Genomic DNA, 18,294 nt, shown 5'->3' with positions numbered 1-18,294 from the left:
GTGCGAAGGCTCCGACCGGAGGACACTTCGTCACGGAACGTTTCTGCTGGCCCACTCAGTGGAATCGAATACGGCCGAAACCCTTACGCTGCGGCAGGTTTCAGGCGGCGTCACCGCGGGCCACGAGTTCCCGGGCCAGTTGCCGGTAGGCCTCGGCGCCCGGGTGGTTGCCGGCGTACGAGGTGATGGGTTCGGCCGCCACCGTCGCGTCGGGGAACTTCACGGTGCGCCCGATGACGGTGTGGAAGACGTCGTCGCCGAAGGCGTCCACGACCCGCGTCACGACCTCCCGGCTGTGCAGCGTCCGGCCGTCGTACATCGTCGCGAGGATGCCGTCGATCTCCAGCGCCGGGTTCAGCCGCTCCTGCACCTTCTCGATCGTCTCGACCAGCAGCGCCACGCCGCGCAGGGCGAAGAACTCGCACTCCAGCGGGATGAGCACGCCGTGCGAGGCCGTCAGCGCGTTGACCGTCAGCAGCCCCAGGGAGGGCTGGCAGTCGATGAGGACGACGTCGTAGTCGGCCAGCGCCGGGCGCAGGGCACGGGCCAGCACGGACTCGCGGGCGACCTCGCCGACGAGCTGCACCTCGGCCGCCGACAGGTCGATGTTGGCCGGCAGCAGGTCCAGACCCTCCACGGAGGTCTCGCGGATGACCTCGCGCACGTCCGTCCCGCGCTCCATGAGGAGCTGGTAGACGGTCTTGTCGAGCTCGTGGGGGTTGATGCCCAGCCCCGCCGACAGCGCCCCCTGCGGGTCGAAGTCGACGAGCAGGACGCGGCGGCCGTACTCGGCCAGCGCAGCGCCCAGGTTGATGGTCGTCGTCGTCTTGCCGACGCCACCCTTCTGGTTGCACATCGAGATCACCCGGGCCGGGCCGTGGTGGTCCAGGGGCGCGGGCACGGGGAAGGTCGGCACGGGCCGCCCCGTCGGGCCGTTCTGCGGACCGAGCTCGATCTCGGCCTGGACCGCGCGGGGCTCGGCGGACGTCGCGACGTGGTGGGGCACCTCTGCGGGTGCCTCGGCGGGTGCTCCCGCCGGCGCCTCGCCGGGCGCGGTGACCGGTGCCGCGTCCGGCGCGGGAGCCGATCCGTCGGCGGGTCCCTGCGAGGCTCCTTGCGCGACCGACGGAGCGGCGGGCCGCGAGACCGGGGGCTGCTGCGCCTGGGCCCCCTGCCCACCGACGCGCAGGGCGTCGACGGCGGGGCCGAAGGCCGAGGGCCTGGCGGTGGCGGGCGGGAACTCGCTGGTCACGGGAGGTGGCACTTCCTCGGGCGGTCGTCGGGGCGGGTCGGGTCTGCGGTGACCTTAGTCCGCTCGAACGGGTGGTGGTGTCGACGGGTCGTGAGGGACCGTGAGCGGATCGTCCGTGGACGTCGCCCGCGGGTGGGACTGCGCGTGCGCCTCGCGCAGGTGCTCGGCGGTCACCAGCGTGTAGACCTGCGTCGTGGCCACCGAGGCGTGGCCCAGCAGTTCCTGCACGACCCGCACGTCGGCGCCTCCGCGCAGCAGGTGCGTGGCGAAGGAGTGGCGCAGGGTGTGCGGGGAGACGGCCCGGGTGATCCCGGCCCGCCGCGCGGCCGACTGCAGGACGGCCCAGGCGCTCTGCCGCGACAGCCGCCCCCCGCGCGTGTTGACGAACAGCGCCGGGGTGCCGCGGCCGCCACCGACCAGCTGGGGACGCGAGCGCACGACGTACTGGTCCAGCGCCGCCTGCGCCAGTCGCCCGACCGGGACGATCCGTTCCTTGGCCCCCTTGCCCCGCAGCCGGATCACCCCCGTCTCCCCCAGGACGTCGGGCGAGACGTCGTCCAGGTCGAGGCCCACGGCCTCGCTGATGCGGGCGCCGCAGCCGTACAGCAGCTCCAGCAGGGCCGCGTCGCGCAGCGGGACCGCGGCCAGCTCGCCGTCCCCGCCGAGCCCGGCCACCTCCAGCAGCCGGGTGACCTCGTCGATCGACAACGCCGTCGGCAGCCGGCGCGGCGGAGTCGGCGGGCGCACGAGCACGGCCGGGTCGTCGGTGCTGCGACCCTCGGCGTGCAGGAACCGGTGCCAGCCGCGCACGGCCGAGGCCGTCCGCGCCGCGGAGCTCGCCGTCAGGGGCGTCCCGCCGTCCTCCCCGGAGCGCAGCGCGACGACGAAGGCCGCGACGACCGGCTCGTCCACGTCGGAGGGGTCGGTGAGCCCGCGCCCGGCGAGGAAGCGGACGTAGCGGGCCAGGTCGCGGCGGTAGGCGCCCAGGGTGTTGGCCGACAGGCCCCGCTCGACCTCCAGGTGCCCCAGGTAGTCCCGCACCGCCGTGGCCAGCGCCGGCGGGTCCTCTCCCGCGGGGACGCCCCGGGGGACGTCCGGGGGCGTGGCGAGCTGCTGGACGGACACCCCGACGACCCTAGTGGGCGCGGTGCCACCGGGACCGTCCCCCACGCGGGACGGGGGCCCGCGGCAGGGACCGACGTCCCGGTCGAGGCCTTCGCCCACCGGGTCGGGGAGATCACCGTGCGGGCGTCCAGAACGTCACCGACCGGGGTCGGACGCCGTGTCGGCGACGACGGGCTCATCGTCACGAAGACCGCCCCCGCGGGGTCGTCGCGCGAAGCCTCGGCCCGCGTCGAGGAGGCGGTCCAGCTCATCGAGGAGGTCGCCGCCCAGACCGGGCTGCTGTCCCTGAACGCCACCACCGAGGCCGAGCGCGTCGGTGAGGCCGGTCGCGGGTCCGCGGTCGTGGCCGGGGAGGTCGAGCGGCTGGCCGAGCAGACCGAGGAGGCCGTCGACGTCGTCGAGGGCGTCGCCCGGCGCACCGAGGGCGTGGACGCCGAGGTGGGTGCCGTCACCGGAGCCGTGTCCGGCGGGCCCGGGACCACCGGACCGTCGGAGGTCGCCGGCCTCCTGCAGCAGCAGGTGACCGGTCTCGTCGCGACGGTCCGGGGGGTCCTGCCCCTCAGTCCGAGGGCTTGATCAGCCCGGTCGGCCACGGGGTGCCGGCCGGGCGCAGGTCCTGCAGACCCCGCGCCGTCGCGGCCTGCAGGGCCAGCACCCCGATGACGCTGCCGGGGTTGGCCAGCCGCCCCTGCAGGACGGCCTGGACGGCCTGCGCCAGGGGCACGCGCACCGGGACGAGGTCCTTCTCCTCGTCCTCGCGCACGTGCCGGTCGGCCTCGGGGACCGCCGACAGCCCCCGCGCCAGGTAGACGCGGTTCGCCTCGCTGGACCCGCCCGGGGAGTTGAACCAGTCGACCAGCACCGCCCACGACGAGGCCACGAGGTCGGCCTCCTCGGCCAGTTCGCGCTGAGCGGCCAGCAGGGGTTCCTCACCCGCGACGTCGAGCAACCCCGCGGGCAGTTCCCACAGCTCCCGGCGCACGGGGTGCCGGTACTGCCGGACGAACAGGACGTTCTCGTCCTCGTCGAGCGCGAGGATCGTCACCGCCCCCGGGTGGCGCTGGACGTCGCGCACGACGGTGTCGTCACCCCCGGGCAGTTCCACCTCCTCGCGCACGACGTCCCAGATCCGCCCGGCGAAGACGACCTCGGAACCGACGAGGCGGCGCTGCGCGGGCGCGTCCGCGAGGTCCGCACCGTCGACGACGGGCACGCCCAGTTCGGCGGGGAAGCTCACGCGTTCGACTCCGTCAGTTCCCCGACCGCCTCGACGGTGGGTTCGGGGTCGACGTCGATGAGCTGGCCCTCGCGCTGGCGGCGCAGGGCCGCGGCGACCAGACCGGAGAACAGCGGGTGCGAGCGCGTCGGACGCGACTTGAACTCCGGGTGCGCCTGCGTGCCCACGTAGTACGGGTGCACCTCGGCGGGCAGTTCGACGAACTCCACGAGCTCGCGGTCCGGGGAGGTGCCGGAGAACACGAGCCCCTTGGCCGTCAGCTTGTCGCGGTAGGAGTTGTTGACCTCGTAGCGGTGCCGGTGCCGTTCGGAGATCAGCTCGCTGCCGTACGTCGCAGCCACCACGGACCCGCTCTGCAGGACCGCGTCGTAGGAACCGAGCCGCATGGTGCCGCCCATGTCCCCCTCGCCGGAGACGATCTCGCGCTGCTCGGCCATCGTGGCGATGACGGGGTGCTTGGCCGCCGGGTCGAACTCGGTGGAACTGGCGTCCTTGAGGCCGGCGACGTTGCGCGCGTACTCGATCACCATGCACTGCAGGCCCAGGCACAGGCCCAGGGTCGGGACGCCGTTCTCGCGCGACCACTTCAGCGCACCGAGCTTGCCCTCGATGCCGCGGACCCCGAAACCACCCGGGACGCAGACCGCGTCGACCCCGTGCAACTGCTTGTGCGCACCCTCGGGGGTGGCGCACTCGTCGGAGGGGACCCAGCGGATGTCGACCTTGGCGTCCTCGGCGAAACCCCCGGCGCGCAGCGCCTCGGTGACCGACAGGTACGCGTCGGGCAGGTCGATGTACTTGCCCACCAGGGCGATCTCGACGCGACGGCGCGGGTTGTGGACCCGGCGCAGCAGGTCGTCCCACGTGGACCAGTCGACGTCGCGGAAGCTCAGGTTGAGCTTGCGGACCAGGTAGGCGTCCAGGCCCTCGCGGTGGATGACCTTGGGGATGTCGTAGATCGAGGGCGCGTCGACGCAGGCGATGACCGCCTCGTCGTCCACGTCGCACATCGAGGCGATCTTGCGCTTGACGCTCTCGGGGATCTCACGGTCCGAACGGCACACGACGGCGTCGGGCTGGATGCCGATGCTGCGCAGCGCGGCGACGGAGTGCTGGGTGGGTTTCGTCTTCAGCTCCCCGCTGGGCCCGATGTAGGGCACGAGGGAGACGTGGACGAAGAACACGTTGTCGCGCCCGAGGCGCTGGCGGACCTGGCGCGCGGCCTCCAGGAACGGCAGGGACTCGATGTCGCCGACGGTGCCGCCGACCTCGGTGATGATGACGTCGATGTCCTCGCGGGCCTGGGCCCGCATGCGGTCGACGATCTCGTTGGTGATGTGCGGGATGACCTGGACGGTGTCACCGAGGTACTCACCGCGGCGCTCCTTGGCGATGACCGCGGAGTAGACCTGACCGGTCGTCACGTTCGCGGAGGCGTCGAAGCGCACGTCGAGGAAACGTTCGTAGTGGCCGATGTCGAGGTCCGTCTCGGCACCGTCGTCGGTCACGAAGACCTCGCCGTGCTGGAACGGGTTCATCGTGCCGGGGTCGACGTTGAGGTAGGGGTCAAGCTTCTGCATGGCCACGCGCAGACCACGGGCTCGCAGGAGGCGACCGAGGCTGGAGGCCGTCAACCCCTTCCCGAGGGAGCTGGCCACCCCCCCGGTCACGAAGACGTGCTGGGTGGGGGACTCGGGAGTGCTGCGGTTCGCCACGGAGTTCGATCGTACCCGACACCGGCCGCGGTCGCGGTCGCTCAGCCCCGGGCCGCCGCGTGCACCCGGCGGACCTGCTCGAGCAGGTCGTCCTCGGTCGGCAGCTGCGCCGCCCGCTGCCGGGACCGCTCGGCCCGCACGCCCCGCTCCACGGGGTCGGCGACCAGGCGCGCCAGGGCCTCGGCGAGCGCCGTCGCGTCCCCCACGGGAACCAGCAGCGCGGCGTCGCCGGTGACCTCGCGGGTCCCCCCGGCGTCGGTGGCCACCAGCGGCACCCCGGCGCGCAGGGCCTCCTGGACGAAGACGGGCTGGCCCTCCCAGACGCTGGCGCTGAGCGCGACGTCGGTCGCGGCGAGCAGGTCGGCGACGTCGTCGCGGCGCCCGAGGAGCTGCACGGGCAGGTCACCGGCGCGCACGCGCGCGGCGAGCTCGTCGTGCAGCGGGCCGTCGCCGGCGACCGCGACGCGCACACCGGAGCGACCGGCCGCCTCCAGCAAGGTACCCAGGCCCTTCTGCGGGGCCAGCCGGGCGACGGCCAGGGCGACCGGCCCCTCCCCCAGGACGGCGCGTCCACGGGCCGCGTCGCCGGGGGCCAGGGCGGGCGCGGGGACCAGGGCGCGGTCGACGACCCCGGCGCCCAGCCGGTGCGCCTGCGCCACGAGGTCGCCGCTGACGCCGAGGACGACGTCGGCGCGCCGGCACACCCGGGCCAGCACCGCCAGGCCGAGCCGGGCCCGGGCTCCCCGTCCCAGGACGGCGTTGTGCAGGGTCACCACGAGCGGCGTGCGCCGCGGCAGGGCCAGGGCGGCGACGAACCCGGCCCGGACGCCGTGGGCGTGCACGAGGACCCCGGGGACGGCGGCCGCGGCGCGGCGCAGGGCGCGCGCCGCGCCGAGGTCGCGGACGGGGTCGACCGTCGGCCCGATCTCCACGGGGGTGGCGGGGACTCCGAAGGCGAAGCGCCGCAGCGTGTCCGCGGGCGCGGCGACGCGGACGTCGACCCCCTCGGCCCGCAGGCGGCGGCACAGGGCCGCGACGTGCCGACCGACCCCTCCGGCGCTGCTGCCCAGCACGAACAGGACGGGTCCCGTGGCGGCCACGGCTCCTCCGGGGGTCATCGGCGGACGACCCGCCGGGCGTTGCCGACCAGCGTGCGCAGGTCGGCGGGGGCGGCGGCGCGGGCCACGGCGAACCACGCCCCGGACGCCAGGGCCGCCACGAGCAGCCCCTCGCCGACGGCAGGGGCCACGTGCGTCGTGCGCACCCACGAGGTCAGGAGCACCCCCGCACCCCCCGCGACCAGGGCCGCGAGGACCGCAGCGGCGAGCACGGGCCCCGCACCGGCCGTCGCCCCCGGGACCGCGCGGTGGACCGCCCGCAGCAGGAGGGCACCGGCCACGCTCAGCCCCAGGGTGTGCGCCACGGCGACGGCGCTGACGGTGCGGTCGGCCGGGACCAGCAGCGGCAGCACGACGACCCCCACCAGCACCACGCCCCACCCGGCGACGGTGCCGACGGCGGCGCTGCGGCCCGCACCGACGGTGTACAGCGCCCGGGTGAGCAGCGCGACGAGTCCGTACCCCAGCAGCGCGGGGGCGAACAGGACCAGCGCCAGGGACAGGTCGCCCGTCTGCCCCGACCCGGCCCGGCCGGCGACGAACACGACGGAGACGGGCGCGGCGACGGCGGCCAGGACGGCCGCGCCGAGGGAGCTGACGAGCAGGACGGTGCGCACCGACGGGGCGAGGATCGCGGCCAGCTCGGCGCGCCCGGCGTCGGCGGCCCGGGCCAGCCGGGGGAAGACGGCGGTGGCGACGGGGACGGCCAGGACGGCGTAGGGCAGGAGGAACAACGCCCACGCGTAGCTCCAGCGGTTCACCGCCCCGGGGGTCCCGTTGGCGGCCACCGTGATCGCGACCGTCACGACCTGCTGCGCTACGAGGACCGCGAGCCCCGACAGGGCCAGCGAGCGCAGCCGCGGTCCGTCCCCCGCCGCCGGGCGCAGGGCCGGTCGCCACCGGACCGGACCCCGCAGTGCGGGGGCGTGGGTGGCGGCCAGCGCGACGACGCCCAGGGTCGTCCCCCCCGCCAGGACGGCGATCCCGGCGGCCGGGACGTCGGCCAGACCGCGCTTGACGACGGCCGCGGGCACGAGCGCGCCCACGACGAGGTAGCTGACCCCCACGACGAGGCTCGAGACCAGCGGGGCCGCCGCGGGGGCGGTGAACCGCTGCTGGGCCTGCAGGACCCCGGCGAAGACGACCGCCACCGCGTACAGCGGGATCTGCGGCAGGAAGACCCACAGCATGACGGTCCCGGTGCCCAGCAGGGAGTCCCCGCACTGCCGCACGGCTCCCTCGCGCAGCAGCAGTGCCATGACGGGCCGGGCCAGCAGCGCGGTCAGCGCGCCCACCACGACGAGGGCCAGCACGCTCCAGGTCAGCGCGGCGGACGCCGTCCGCGAGGCCGCCGCCCGCTCCCGCGGGTCGTCCGAGACCAACCGGGAGGACAGCAGCGGGACGAGGACCCCGGCCAGCGCCCCACCCGCGACGACCTCGAAGAGGACGTTGGGGACCTGGTTGGCCGTCGTGTACGCCGTGCCCAGGCAGGTGTCGCCGACGGTCTGGCTGAAGGCCAGGACGCGGCCGAACCCGGCGAGGCGGGCGAGGACCGTGAGGAGCGCGACGGAGGCCGCCGCGGCGGCGACCGAGCGCGCGCGTGGGCTCACGGCCGGCCGAGGCGGTCGAGCTCGCGCAGCAGCGGCTGCGCCTCGATGACCCGGCTGAAGCTCACCTTCTCCGAGGCCAGGGTCAGGCCCACGACGACGCCCAGGGCGACGGCCCGGCCTTGACGCCGCCAGCGCGCCAGGGCCGCCACGCCGAGGACGGCGCCGAGGGCGTTGGCCCCGGTGTCGCCGAGCATGCTGCGCCCGGCGAGGTCGTCGGGCAGGACGACCGAGCAGGCGCCGACGACGGCGCCGGCCAGCGGCCGCGCCGGGCGGGCGCCCGGGCCGGTCGTCAGGCAGGCGGCGGCGACGGCGGCGACCTTGGCGGCCCGGCCCGGACGCAGGTCGAAGAGGTTCAGCAGGTTCGCGCAGCCGGCGACGAGCGCCCCGCCGAGCAGCGTGTCCAGAGCGGCGGCCGGTGTCCGGGGCCGTTCGACGACAGCGGCGGCCGCCAGCCCCGTCGCGCCGATGCCCAGCACCTTCCAGGCCCCGGTCGTCAGCCGGCCCCGGCGGGCCGCGGCCAGATGCCCCTTCAGGCCCCGCGCCCCCGCGTCGCGTTCACCGCGACGCTCGGTGAGGTCGTCCAGCGCCCCGAAGCCCGCCGCTCCCGTCGCCGCCAGCGCCGCCGCGCCCGCCCAGCGAGGACCGGCGGTGAGCGCTCCAGCCGTCACGGCCGCCGTCGCCACCGGTCCTTCGAGCAGCGTGACCGGCCGCCCCGCGTGGTTCGTCCGTTCCCAGCGTCCCGGCCCACCCGGCGGGTGCTCCCGCAGGACGTCGCCCGCGCGCACCCCGGCGCCGCGGGCGGCGGCGACGGCCAGCGCCGTCCGGAGCAGGGTCACGGCGCGGCCGCCGGCAGCGGCGGGTTCACGGCCGTCGCGGAGTCCGCGGTGCCGTACTGGCCCGCGGCCCCGGACAGCTGCTGACGCAGGGCGAGCACCGCGTTGACGCGCCCCATCGAGGAGTCGAGGTCGTCCACGCTGCTCACGTCCTGGCTCAGGTCCTTGTCGGCGCGCACGTCGGCGACGACGCCCCCGTCGGCGGCGGACTCGGGCGGGCCGGCCACGACCGTGCCGGCGCCGGCGGCGTCGAGCTCGCGGGCCAGGGCCGTCCACGCGTCGCTCGCTGCGCTGCGCTGCGCGTCCGTCGTGTCGGTGTCGGGGATCCCGCCGACCACGAGTGCGAGGGTGCCGCGCGGCACGGCGGGGTCCACGCCATCCTGGACGTCGACGAGCCCGGCGTCGGACAGGGTCTTCAGGACGGTCTGGGCGCCCTCGTCCGGGGCCCCGGACTGGACCAGTTCCATCGTCACCACGGCGCGGGCGAGTTCGGCGGCCAGCACGTCCGGCGTCCCGGCGTCGGCCGCCGGCGGGGTCGTCAGCTGGGCCGTCAAGGCGTTCGCGGCCTTCTGCCGGTCGGCGGTGGCGGCGTCGGTGGTGTCGATCCACTTGTCCTGCACCGTGACCTGGACCGAGACCTGCGCACCGGCGGCCTGCAGGACCGCGATGGTGGCGTCGACCTGGCTGGAGTCGGCGCCCGGGAGTTCGACGACGGCCACGCTGCGGCCACCGAGCTGGCGGGCCACCAGCGCCGGTCCGACCGCCTCGGCCCAGGCGTCCTGCTGGTCGACGCTCGTGCGCGCCGCGTCGCGTTCGGTCCGCAACTGGTTCTTCTCCGTCGTGAGCTGCCTGACCTGGTCGGTGATCCCGGTCGAGATGCCCTCGTTGAGCGGTCCGGCCCCCAGGACGATGCCGACGGCGAGCGCGAGGAACACCGACACCAGGGAGACCACGTGGTACCGGAAGTCGATCACTGCGCATCCTGTCGGTCGAGAACGTGGCGGGCGGGGGGCTGCGGCGCGCGCATCAGGGCCCCTCGCCGGGCAGCAGCCCGAGCAGCCAGGCCCACGCGTCCTCCAGCCGCGCCCCGGTGACGGCGAGGATGGCCTGGCCGGTGGGCGTGACGAGCAGCGCGGCCACCAGCGCCAGGACGCCGGCGAGGACGAGCACGAGCACCTGCGCGTCGGAGACCCGGGACCGGTACAGCCGGGAGACGCCCTTGGCGTCGACGAGCTTGCCGCCCACCCGCAACCGGGTCAGGAACGTGCTGGCCATCCCGGCCCGGCCCTTGTCGAGGAACTCCACGAGCGTGACGTGCGTCCCGACCGCGGCGATGAGGGTGGCGCCCTTGTCGTCGGCGAGCAGCATCGCGACGTCCTCGCTGGTGCCCGTGGCGGGGAAGACGACGGCGTCGATGCCCAGGGAGCGGACCCGCTCCAGGCCGGGGGCGCGCCCGTCGCGGTAGGCGTGGACCACGACCTCGGCGCCGCTGCGCAACGCCGCGTCGGACACGGAGTCCATGTCCCCGACGATCAGCTGCGGCTTGTACCCGGCCTCGAGGATCGCGTCCGCGCCCCCGTCGACGCCGATGAGCACGGGCTTGTACTCGCGGATGTAGGGCCGCAGGGTGCCGAGGTCCTCCTTGTAGTGGTACCCGCGCACCACGATGAGGACGTGCCGGCCGTCGAGGTCGGTGCGGATGTCGGGGACGCCGACGCCGTCGAGCAGGAGCTCGCGCTCGCGCCGCAGGTACTCCATGGTGTTGGCCGCGAACGCCTCCAGCTGCAGGGACAGCCCGGCGCGCGCGACCTCCATGTCGGCGGCGACCACCTCGGCGCTCAGGCGCCGTCCCCGGGCCACGACCTGACCGTCGACGCGCAGCACGTCGTCCTCCAGCACCCCCGCCGCACCCTCGGCGAGCTGCGCCAGGACGTCCTCCCCGACGTCGTCCAGCACCGGGACCCCGGCCTCGACGAGGATGCCGGGGCCGAGGTTGGGGTAGCGGCCCGACGTGCTGCGCGCGGCGTTGACGACGGCGGCCGGCGCGCAGGCGACGAGGGCCTCGGCCGAGACGCGGTCGAGGTCGAGGTGGTCGATCACCGCGATGTCGCCGGGTTTGAGGCGTTTGGTCAACCGCTTCGTGCGGCGGTCCACCCGGACCGTGCCACCGACGCTGTCGGTCGCCGCCGCGGTCCCCGGGGACGTACCCGTCCCGGCGTCACCGCGCCCCCACCGACGCCTGCTCACCCTCAGAACTCCCTCACCCCTGCGACGACCGGCCCCCGGTCGTGCCCGAGGCGGACGCCGATCGTCCCACGCGACGGGTGCCCGTCCGCGCCCCCCGCGCCGCACGGGGCGTGGAGGGCTTGGCAGCGGGCTCGTCCTGCACGGCTTCTGCACGTGAGGACCGCAGCAGCTCCTCGGCGTGGGCCCGCTCGGTGCCGGACCCGCGCCCGGAGAGCATGCGGGCGAGCTCGCTGACGCGCCCCTCGTCGTCCAGGCGCAGGACCCCGGACTCGGTGACGCTGCCGTCGTCGGTCTTGACCACGGTCAGGTGCGTGTCGGCGAAGGCGGCGACCTGGGCCAGGTGCGTCACGACGACGACCTGGGTGCTGCGCGCCAGCCGGGCCAGCCGGCGCCCGATCTCGACGGCGGCCCGCCCACCGACGCCGGCGTCGACCTCGTCGAACACCATGGTCGGCACGGGGTCGGCGCCCGCGAGGACGACCTCGAGGGCCAGCATGACGCGCGACAGCTCCCCGCCGGAGGCCCCGCGGGACAACGGCCGCGGGGCCGCCCCTGAGTGCGCGGCCAGCAGGAGCTCGACGCTGTCGCCGCCCCACGGACCGAGGTCGTCGCCCGCGTGGACCGCGACCTCGAGGCGGGCACTGGGCATGGCCAGCGCCGCCAGTTCGGTGGCGACGCGCCCCTCGAGGTCCTTCGCGGCGGCCCGGCGGGCCGCGGTGAGCCGGGCTGCGAGCGCCCGCAGGTCCCGCTCGAGCTCGTCGCGCTCCTTCGCCAGGGCCTCGAGCCGGCCGTCGTCGTCGAGGTCGAGCAGCCGCTCGGCCGCCTCCTGGGCCCAGGCCAGCACCCCGGCGACCCCGTCGGCGGGGTCGACGGCGTGCCGGCGCACGAGCGAGCTCAGCTGGGCCCGGCGCTCCTCGACGACCTGCAACCGGATCGGGTCGGCCTCCAGGGACTGCGCGTAGGCCGCGATCTCGGTCGACAGGTCGGCCAGCAGGTAGGCGACCTCGCCGGCGCGGACGGCCAGGGCGGCCAGCGTCCGGTCGTGGTCGCCGGCCTGGGCCAGCGCCCGGCGGGCGGCATCGACCCGGGTGTCGGCTCCCCCGTCCCCCAGCCCCTCGTCACCGGCCCCCGTCAGGGCTTCGTGCGCCGTGGCCGCCGCGGCGCGCAGGACCTCGACGTGGGCCAGCCGCAACGACTCCTCCCGCAAGGCGGTGTCCTCGTCGGGTTGCGGGTCCACGCGTTCGACCTCGTCGAGCCCCAACCGCAGCAGGTCGGCCTCGCGGGCGCGTTCGGCGGAGTGCCCGGCCACGTGGTCGTGCTCGGCGCTCACCGACCGCCACCGCGCGTGCAGCGCCTGGTAGGCCGTCAGGTCGCCGGTCACGACCGACCCGGCGAAGGCGTCCAGGACGCGCAACTGCTGCACGCCCGAGCGCAGCCGCAGCTGGTCGGTCTGGCCGTGGACGGCCAGGAGGTGCTCGGAGAGCTCGGCGAGCACCCCGACGGGGGCGCTGCGGCCGCCGACGTGCGCACGGCTGCGCCCGTTCGCCGACAGGGTGCGCGCCAGCAGCAGCGCGCCGTCGTCCAGGTCGCCGCCGGCTTCTCGGGCGCGAGCCGCCACCGGCCCGTCCTCGGGCACCACCAGACGTCCCTCGACCACGGCCGACTCGTCACCGGCCCGCACGGCACCGGCGTCGGCCCGCTCGCCCATGAGCAGGTTCAGGCCGGTGACGACCATCGTCTTGCCCGCCCCGGTCTCACCGGTGATGACCGTCAGCCCCGGGCCCAGCGGCAACCGGGCGTCCCGGATGACCCCCAGGGACCGGATGTGCATCTCCTCGATCACGCGCGTCCTCCGTCGCTCGACCCGGGACCGGGGCGCGGCCCCCGCCACCCGGCGACCGGCAGGCCGAACTTCGCGACGAGGCGATCGGTGAAGATGCCGGTGCTCAGGCGGGCCAGCTTGACGGTCTGCGCCGAGCGCCTGACCTCGACGCGCGCGCCGGCGGGCGCGGCGAAGGTGCGCCGGCCGTCGCACCACAGGACACCGCCGTCGCTCATCCCGGGCAGGACCTCGACCCCCACCACGGAGGTCGGGGCGATGACCAGCGGCCGGGCGAAGAGGGCGTGGGCGCTGATGGGCACCACGAGGAGCGCCTCGACCTCGGGCCAGACGACGGGTCCCCCCGCCGAGAACGCGTAGGCCGTCGAGCCGGTGGGGGTGGCGGCGATGACGCCGTCGGCGCCGAAGGAGCTCAGCGGCCGGCCGTCGACGTCGACGACGAGTTCCAGCATGCGCTCGCGGTTCGCCTTCTCCACGGAGACCTCGTTGACCGCCCACGACGACGCGATCACCTCGCCGTCCGCGACGACCTGGACGTCGAGGGTCATGCGCTCCTCGACGCGGTAGTCCCCCGCGGCGACGCGGGCGACCGTGCCGACGATCTCCTCGCGCTCGGCCTCGGCGAGGAACCCGACGTGCCCGAGGTTCACCCCGAGCAGAGGGGTGTCGGTGCCGCGCACCAGCTCCGCGGCCCGCAGGATCGTGCCGTCGCCCCCGAGCACGATGACCATCTCCGCCCCGTCGAGGGCACCCTCCAGGTCGCACTGGACGACGAGGGCGCGGTCCTGGTCCTCGAGCGCGGCCGCCTCCTCGCTCGTCATGACGGTGCGGATGCCCGCTTCGTGGAAGCGGTGCACGACCTTGGTCAGGGCGTTCAGGGCCTCGGGGCGACCGGTGTGCGCGAGGACGAGGACGCTGCGCACCGGGTCGGTCCCGTCGCAGGCGTGGGGGCCGCCGCTCACGACAGCCCCGCCTGGGGGCCGTCGGCGATGGCGCGGGACAGGTCGTCCTCCGCCAGGGGCGCGGCACCTGCGCTCAGGTGCAGGAAGTACTCGACGTTGCCGCTGGGTCCCGGCAGCGGACTGGCCGCCACGCCCCTCACCCCCAGCCCCAGCGCCGCCGCGGCGTCGGCGACCGTGCGGACCGCCGCGGCCCGCAGGTCGGCGCTGCGCACGACGCCGCCGGCGCCCAGGGCCTCGCGGCCCACCTCGAACTGGGGCTTGACCATGAGGACGTGCTCGGCGTCCGGGGCCACGCACCGCACGAGGGCCGGCAGCACGAGCGTCAGGGAGATGAACGACAGGTCCGCCACCACGAGGGAGGGAGCCGGGGCGACCTGCGCGGGCTCCAGGGTGCGCACGTTCGTGCGCTCCAGGACGCTCACCCGCTCGTCGGTGCGCAACGACCAGGCGATCTGGCCGTACCCGACGTCGACCGCGACGACGTGACCCGCGCCGCGGCGCAGCAGGACGTCGGTGAAACCGCCGGTGCTGGCCCCGGCGTCCAGGCACCGGCGGCCGGTGACGTCGACCGAGAAGGCGTCGAGCGCTCCGAGGAGCTTGTGCGCGCCGCGCGAGACGTACTCGTCCTTCTCGTCCGTCTCCTCCACCACGATGGCGGCCGCCAGGTCGACCTGGGTCGCGGGCTTGGCGGCGGTCGACCCGCCGACGCGCACCCGTCCCGCGCTCACCAGTTCGGACGCGTGCTCGCGAGAGCGCGCGAGACCACGACGCACGAGCTCGGCGTCGAGGCGCAGTCTGCGTGCGGCCACCTCAGTCCTCCGCACCGGCCAGTCGCTCACGCAGGGCGCGGTCGACGGCGGAGTAGACCTCGACGTGGTCGTGGACGCCGACCGCGTCCAGTCCGTCGAGACGGGCCAGGACCGCGTCCAGCGCCCGGTCCTGCTCGGAAGTGGCCTGCGGGTCCACCGCGGATCGGCTCGGACCGCTCGGCAGGCGCTGGTCCTGGGCGTTGCTCACGGGCGTCACGCTACAAGCCGTGGCCGACACGGCTCGTCGGGTCGTCCACAACCCGCGTGTCCACCTCTCACCCGGGCGGGTGGACGGTCCGCTCGACGAGGTCGGCCGCCGCCGTCAGCTGCTCGCCGCTCACGGACCGCCCGTTGTCGGCTCGGCTCCACACCGCGACCGCGGCGGCCCGCAGCACGTCCAGGCCGTCCTGCCCCGCCTCGGCGGTGAGCAGCTCGAGTCCGCCGTCCCCGACGCGGACCTGCGCCCGGCGGCAGCGGGCGACGACGCTCACGCCGTCGGGCGCCGTCTCCACGCCCGGGTGCTCGTCGGCGAGCGAGCGCAGGTCGTGCCCCACGTGGTCGGGCCGTTCGTGCGCACCGGCGGCGAACAGCTCCCGCACCCCGGTCACGCCCGTGAGCACCAGGAGCCCGGTGAGCCCCGCCGTCCGAGCCCCCTGCAGGTCGGTGTCGAGCCGGTCGCCGACGACCAGGGCGCTCCGCGCGGCGAGGCGCTGCACGGCGGCGTCGAACAGCGCCCTCTCCGGTTTCCCGCAGACGACGTCGGGACCGCGCCCCGCCGCACGGGCGACCAGGTCGACGAGCAGCCCGTTGCCCGGAGCCGGTCCCCCGGGCGTGGGCACGGTCGCGTCCAGGTTGGTGGCGATCCACGGGAGCCCGGCGCGGACGGCGTGCGTGGCCTCGGCGAGGTCGCGCCACGCCAGGTCCGGGGAGAAGCCCTGCACGACGGCGACGGCCTCGCGCCGGTCGTCGGTGGGCCGCAGCCCGACGGCCTCCAGCGCCACCCGCAGACCGGTCGTCCCGACCAGCAGGACCGGCGAACCGGAGGGGAACCGCGAAGCCAGGTGGTCCGCGGCGGCCTGGGCCGAGTTCACGACGTCCTCGTCGCGGGCGGGCACGTCGAGCTCGCGCAGGTGCTCCGCGACCTGCTCGGGCGGGCGCGAGGCGTTGTTGGTGATGAACCCGAGGCGGCGACCGGCCGCCACCGCCGCCTGCAGCGCCGACGGCGCGTGGGGGACGGCGTCGGGTCCGATGTAGACCACCCCGTCGAGGTCGAGGAGCAGGACGTCGTGCTCGTCCAGCAGTGTTCCCGTCGATGGACGGAGGCTGGCTCCAGCGGTGGTGCTCACGGACTCCCCGGGCTCTGCCGCGCCCGCAGGGTGGCGCGGACCTGTCGCAGACGGTCGGCGTACTCGCGACGGTCCGGGCGCATGGCGTGGGCCATCGCCAGGTGCTCGGCCGCCAGGCCGAACCGTCCGAGGCGGCTGAGGCACAGCCCCAGCCCGAAGTGAGCGTAGTCGTCGGCCGGTCGGGCCACGGCGAGGTCCCCGAACGAGCTCGCCGCCCCCGCGATGTCGCCGGCGTCGTACTGCGCCCGGGCCAGGGCCTCCAGGACGACCGTCGACCCGGGCTCCTCCCGGTGCGCCCGGGACAGCAGCACGACGGCAGCGGCGGCCTCACCGTCGGCCAGCAGGGCCAGACCGCGCCGCCACCACTCGTAGGTGCCGCCGGCGGGACGTCCTGGAGCTGTCTCTGACACGGGGACGACCTCCTGCGCGCGGGCTGCGGTGCGGACGTGTCCCGGCCTCACCGGCGCCCACGACCTCGACCGTAGGATGCGACGGGTGGAGGCTGCACGCACGGGGGCGCGCGTCCTCTCCCTGCCCTCGAGCACCGAGGACCCGGTCGGCACTCCGCTGCTCCGGTCCTTCCCCGGGCTGCGCTACTCCCCGGACGTCGCCGGGCCGTTGTGGCGGTTGCTCGCGCCGCCGCACACCGAACTGGACAAGGCACGTCGGGCCGCTTTCCTCGCGTCCTCGCCGTACGTCGTGACGCACCTGGAGAGGCCGGAGTACAGCGTCGGTCCCGGCGATCCCGACGTCGTGCGCTGGCTGGACGCCGGCGTGCTCGTCCAGGACCCGGCGAGCCTCTACGTCCTGCGGCAGCACGTGGCCGGCCGCGCCCGGCACTACCTGCTGGGCGCGCTCGACGTCAGCCCCGGCGACACGCGAGTGCGCCCGCACGAGGGAGTCTTCGACCAGGCGGTCACCGCCCGGTTGGAGCGCCTGGAGCGCACCGGGGTCGACTCCGAACCGGTGCTGGTCGTCGACTCCACGCCCTGGCCGTTGCCCTGGACACGCCCGGAAGGCCTCGGGGAGCTCGTCACCCGTGCCCTCGACGAGCAGGGTGCACCTCTGGTGGAGGTCTGGCGACTGCGCGACCCCGAGGTGGTCCGCACCCTGGTCCTGGCCTCCGCGAGCCACCGCTTCCTCATCGCCGACGGGCACCACAGGTACGCCGCTGTGCACCGCGCCGCCGTGGAGCGGGGTCGTCCCGCCGAGCTCCTGGTCGCCGTGGTCGACGAGACGGTCGAGCCCGTCGACCTGAGCGCTCTGCACCGCGTGCTCCCGGTCCCCGCGGCAGCGGCCGTCCTCGACCAGGCGGAGCGACGGCGATCCGTGCCCTCGGAACGTGCTGCCGTCGAGGAGGTGCTGCGCGGCTTGGGCGCCGAGCAGGCCCTCGTCCTGCTCCCGGACCGCGCAGCGGTGGTGGAGGGACCGGAGCCGAGCGGACCGACGGTGGGCAGCGGGGCCTGGGTCGATGCACTGCTGCGCAGCGGCGGCGTTGCGGCAGAAGCGGTCAAGTACCAGGCGGACACCGCTCGGGTGTGGGATGCGCTCAGTGATCGAGCAGCGATCCTCCTGCCGCGTCCGACGCTCGGCCGGCTGCAGACCATCGTGCAGTCCGGGCGGATGCTCGGCCGGAAGACGACGTCGTTCCGACCCAAGCCCCTCGCCGGTGCGGTGTTGAGGTTGCGCTGAGCACAGGAAATGATGTCATGCCTGTCGACGAGGACACCAGAACGCAGAAAAGGGGAGATCCCGCTCCCCACGCTCACGCGTGGAGAGGAGACCTCCCCTCAACTTCTCACTCAAGAGTGAGTGGCCGGCGGTGACCTACTCTCCCACCCAGTCTCCCGAGCAGTACCATCGGCGCTGGTGGGCTTAGCTTCCGGGTTCGGAATGAGACCGGGCGTTTCCCCACCGCTATGACCACCGGACCACAAAGGCCAGGATCGAAACACACCACCACACACCCCCCGACAGCATCGGACAAGCATGTGGTGCGGGTTCTCTCCCGAGAACCACACAATGGACGCGAAACACTCTCAGCAGTGTCTAGTTCGTTACGATTGCCTGCACTACTCACACTTCCACCGCTTCACCAAGCAAACCTTGGTGGTGGCTGGTGCGTGGTAGACAAGTGATCGGCTTATTAGTACCGGTCAGCTCCACAGCTCTTTCGTCGCTGCTTCCACACCCGGCCTAT

At 75.0% G+C, this 18,294-nt stretch carries 17 protein-coding genes and 1 rRNA gene; 2 read left to right on the top strand and 16 right to left on the bottom strand.

Annotation, left to right across the window (positions count from 1 at the left end):
- Positions 1-100: 100 nt before the first annotated feature.
- On the bottom strand, positions 101-1,189 hold the full coding sequence (locus tag CLV37_RS00095; RefSeq protein ID WP_425433597.1) for a ParA family protein: 1,089 nt from the start codon (positions 1,187-1,189) through the stop codon (positions 101-103).
- A gap of 117 nt (positions 1,190-1,306) precedes the next feature.
- The gene (locus CLV37_RS00090) at positions 1,307-2,377 is read right to left on the bottom strand and encodes a site-specific tyrosine recombinase XerD (protein ID WP_106205835.1); all 1,071 of its coding nucleotides are present in this window, start codon (positions 2,375-2,377) and stop codon (positions 1,307-1,309) included.
- A gap of 117 nt (positions 2,378-2,494) precedes the next feature.
- On the opposite strand from CLV37_RS00090, the gene CLV37_RS28730 reads away from it, so the two are divergent.
- Positions 2,495-2,953, top strand: coding sequence for a methyl-accepting chemotaxis protein (locus tag CLV37_RS28730; RefSeq protein WP_281260487.1), 459 nt, complete (start codon positions 2,495-2,497; stop codon positions 2,951-2,953).
- On the opposite strand, the gene CLV37_RS00080 is transcribed toward CLV37_RS28730, so the two are convergent.
- The 13 genes from CLV37_RS00080 to CLV37_RS00020 all read right to left on the bottom strand — a co-directional run bounded on the left by CLV37_RS00080 (position 2,937) and on the right by CLV37_RS00020 (position 16,504).
- Complete coding sequence (locus CLV37_RS00080; protein WP_106205833.1) at positions 2,937-3,614, bottom strand: NUDIX domain-containing protein; 678 nt, start codon at positions 3,612-3,614, stop codon at positions 2,937-2,939. The genes CLV37_RS28730 and CLV37_RS00080 overlap by 17 nt on opposite strands.
- Complete coding sequence (locus CLV37_RS00075) at positions 3,611-5,329, bottom strand: CTP synthase (RefSeq protein WP_106205831.1); 1,719 nt, start codon at positions 5,327-5,329, stop codon at positions 3,611-3,613. The genes CLV37_RS00080 and CLV37_RS00075 overlap by 4 nt, the downstream gene beginning before the upstream one ends.
- A 41-nt stretch (positions 5,330-5,370) precedes the next feature.
- Positions 5,371-6,429, bottom strand: coding sequence for a glycosyltransferase family 4 protein (locus tag CLV37_RS00070; RefSeq protein WP_211298263.1), 1,059 nt, complete (start codon positions 6,427-6,429; stop codon positions 5,371-5,373).
- Positions 6,430-6,443: 14 nt separating this feature from the next.
- A complete protein-coding gene (gene murJ, locus CLV37_RS00065) occupies positions 6,444-8,057 on the bottom strand; it encodes a murein biosynthesis integral membrane protein MurJ (RefSeq protein ID WP_106205827.1) in 1,614 nt (537 codons plus the stop codon).
- Positions 8,054-8,893 carry a hypothetical protein gene (locus CLV37_RS00060; protein WP_106205825.1) on the bottom strand — a complete coding sequence of 280 codons (840 nt, stop codon included), beginning with the start codon at positions 8,891-8,893 and terminating at the stop codon, positions 8,054-8,056. Before CLV37_RS00060 ends, murJ begins: the two co-directional genes overlap by 4 nt.
- The gene (locus CLV37_RS00055) at positions 8,890-9,864 is read right to left on the bottom strand and encodes a copper transporter (RefSeq protein ID WP_106205823.1); all 975 of its coding nucleotides are present in this window, start codon (positions 9,862-9,864) and stop codon (positions 8,890-8,892) included. Before CLV37_RS00055 ends, CLV37_RS00060 begins: the two co-directional genes overlap by 4 nt.
- 52 nt (positions 9,865-9,916) lie before the next feature.
- Positions 9,917-11,137 carry a putative cytokinetic ring protein SteA gene (gene steA, locus CLV37_RS00050; RefSeq protein ID WP_245885161.1) on the bottom strand — a complete coding sequence of 407 codons (1,221 nt, stop codon included), beginning with the start codon at positions 11,135-11,137 and terminating at the stop codon, positions 9,917-9,919.
- A gap of 13 nt (positions 11,138-11,150) precedes the next feature.
- Entirely contained in the window at positions 11,151-12,968 is a 1,818-nt protein-coding gene (recN, locus tag CLV37_RS00045; RefSeq protein WP_106207199.1) for a DNA repair protein RecN, read from the bottom strand.
- An 8-nt stretch (positions 12,969-12,976) separates the two neighbouring features.
- The gene (locus CLV37_RS00040) at positions 12,977-13,939 is read right to left on the bottom strand and encodes an NAD kinase (RefSeq protein WP_245885160.1); all 963 of its coding nucleotides are present in this window, start codon (positions 13,937-13,939) and stop codon (positions 12,977-12,979) included.
- Complete coding sequence (locus CLV37_RS00035; protein ID WP_106205819.1) at positions 13,936-14,748, bottom strand: TlyA family RNA methyltransferase; 813 nt, start codon at positions 14,746-14,748, stop codon at positions 13,936-13,938. Before CLV37_RS00035 ends, CLV37_RS00040 begins: the two co-directional genes overlap by 4 nt.
- A 1-nt stretch (position 14,749) precedes the next feature.
- The gene (locus tag CLV37_RS00030; RefSeq protein ID WP_106205817.1) at positions 14,750-14,956 is read right to left on the bottom strand and encodes a hypothetical protein; all 207 of its coding nucleotides are present in this window, start codon (positions 14,954-14,956) and stop codon (positions 14,750-14,752) included.
- Positions 14,957-15,023: 67 nt separating this feature from the next.
- A complete protein-coding gene (locus CLV37_RS00025; protein ID WP_106205815.1) occupies positions 15,024-16,094 on the bottom strand; it encodes an HAD-IIA family hydrolase in 1,071 nt (356 codons plus the stop codon).
- Positions 16,091-16,504, bottom strand: coding sequence for a tetratricopeptide repeat protein (locus tag CLV37_RS00020; RefSeq protein ID WP_106205813.1), 414 nt, complete (start codon positions 16,502-16,504; stop codon positions 16,091-16,093). The genes CLV37_RS00025 and CLV37_RS00020 overlap by 4 nt, the downstream gene beginning before the upstream one ends.
- Positions 16,505-16,589: 85 nt before the next feature.
- On the opposite strand from CLV37_RS00020, the gene CLV37_RS00015 reads away from it, so the two are divergent.
- On the top strand, positions 16,590-17,786 hold the full coding sequence (locus tag CLV37_RS00015) for a DUF1015 family protein (RefSeq protein ID WP_170126969.1): 1,197 nt from the start codon (positions 16,590-16,592) through the stop codon (positions 17,784-17,786).
- A gap of 122 nt (positions 17,787-17,908) precedes the next feature.
- Here the strand turns inward: CLV37_RS00015 and rrf are convergent.
- Positions 17,909-18,025: ribosomal RNA gene (gene rrf, locus CLV37_RS00010) — 5S ribosomal RNA — on the bottom strand.
- Positions 18,026-18,294 lie beyond the last annotated feature (269 nt).

The organism is Kineococcus rhizosphaerae (assembly GCF_003002055.1).
Taxonomy (GTDB): domain Bacteria; phylum Actinomycetota; class Actinomycetes; order Actinomycetales; family Kineococcaceae; genus Kineococcus; species Kineococcus rhizosphaerae.
This window is presented reverse-complemented; position numbering and strand designations above follow the sequence as displayed.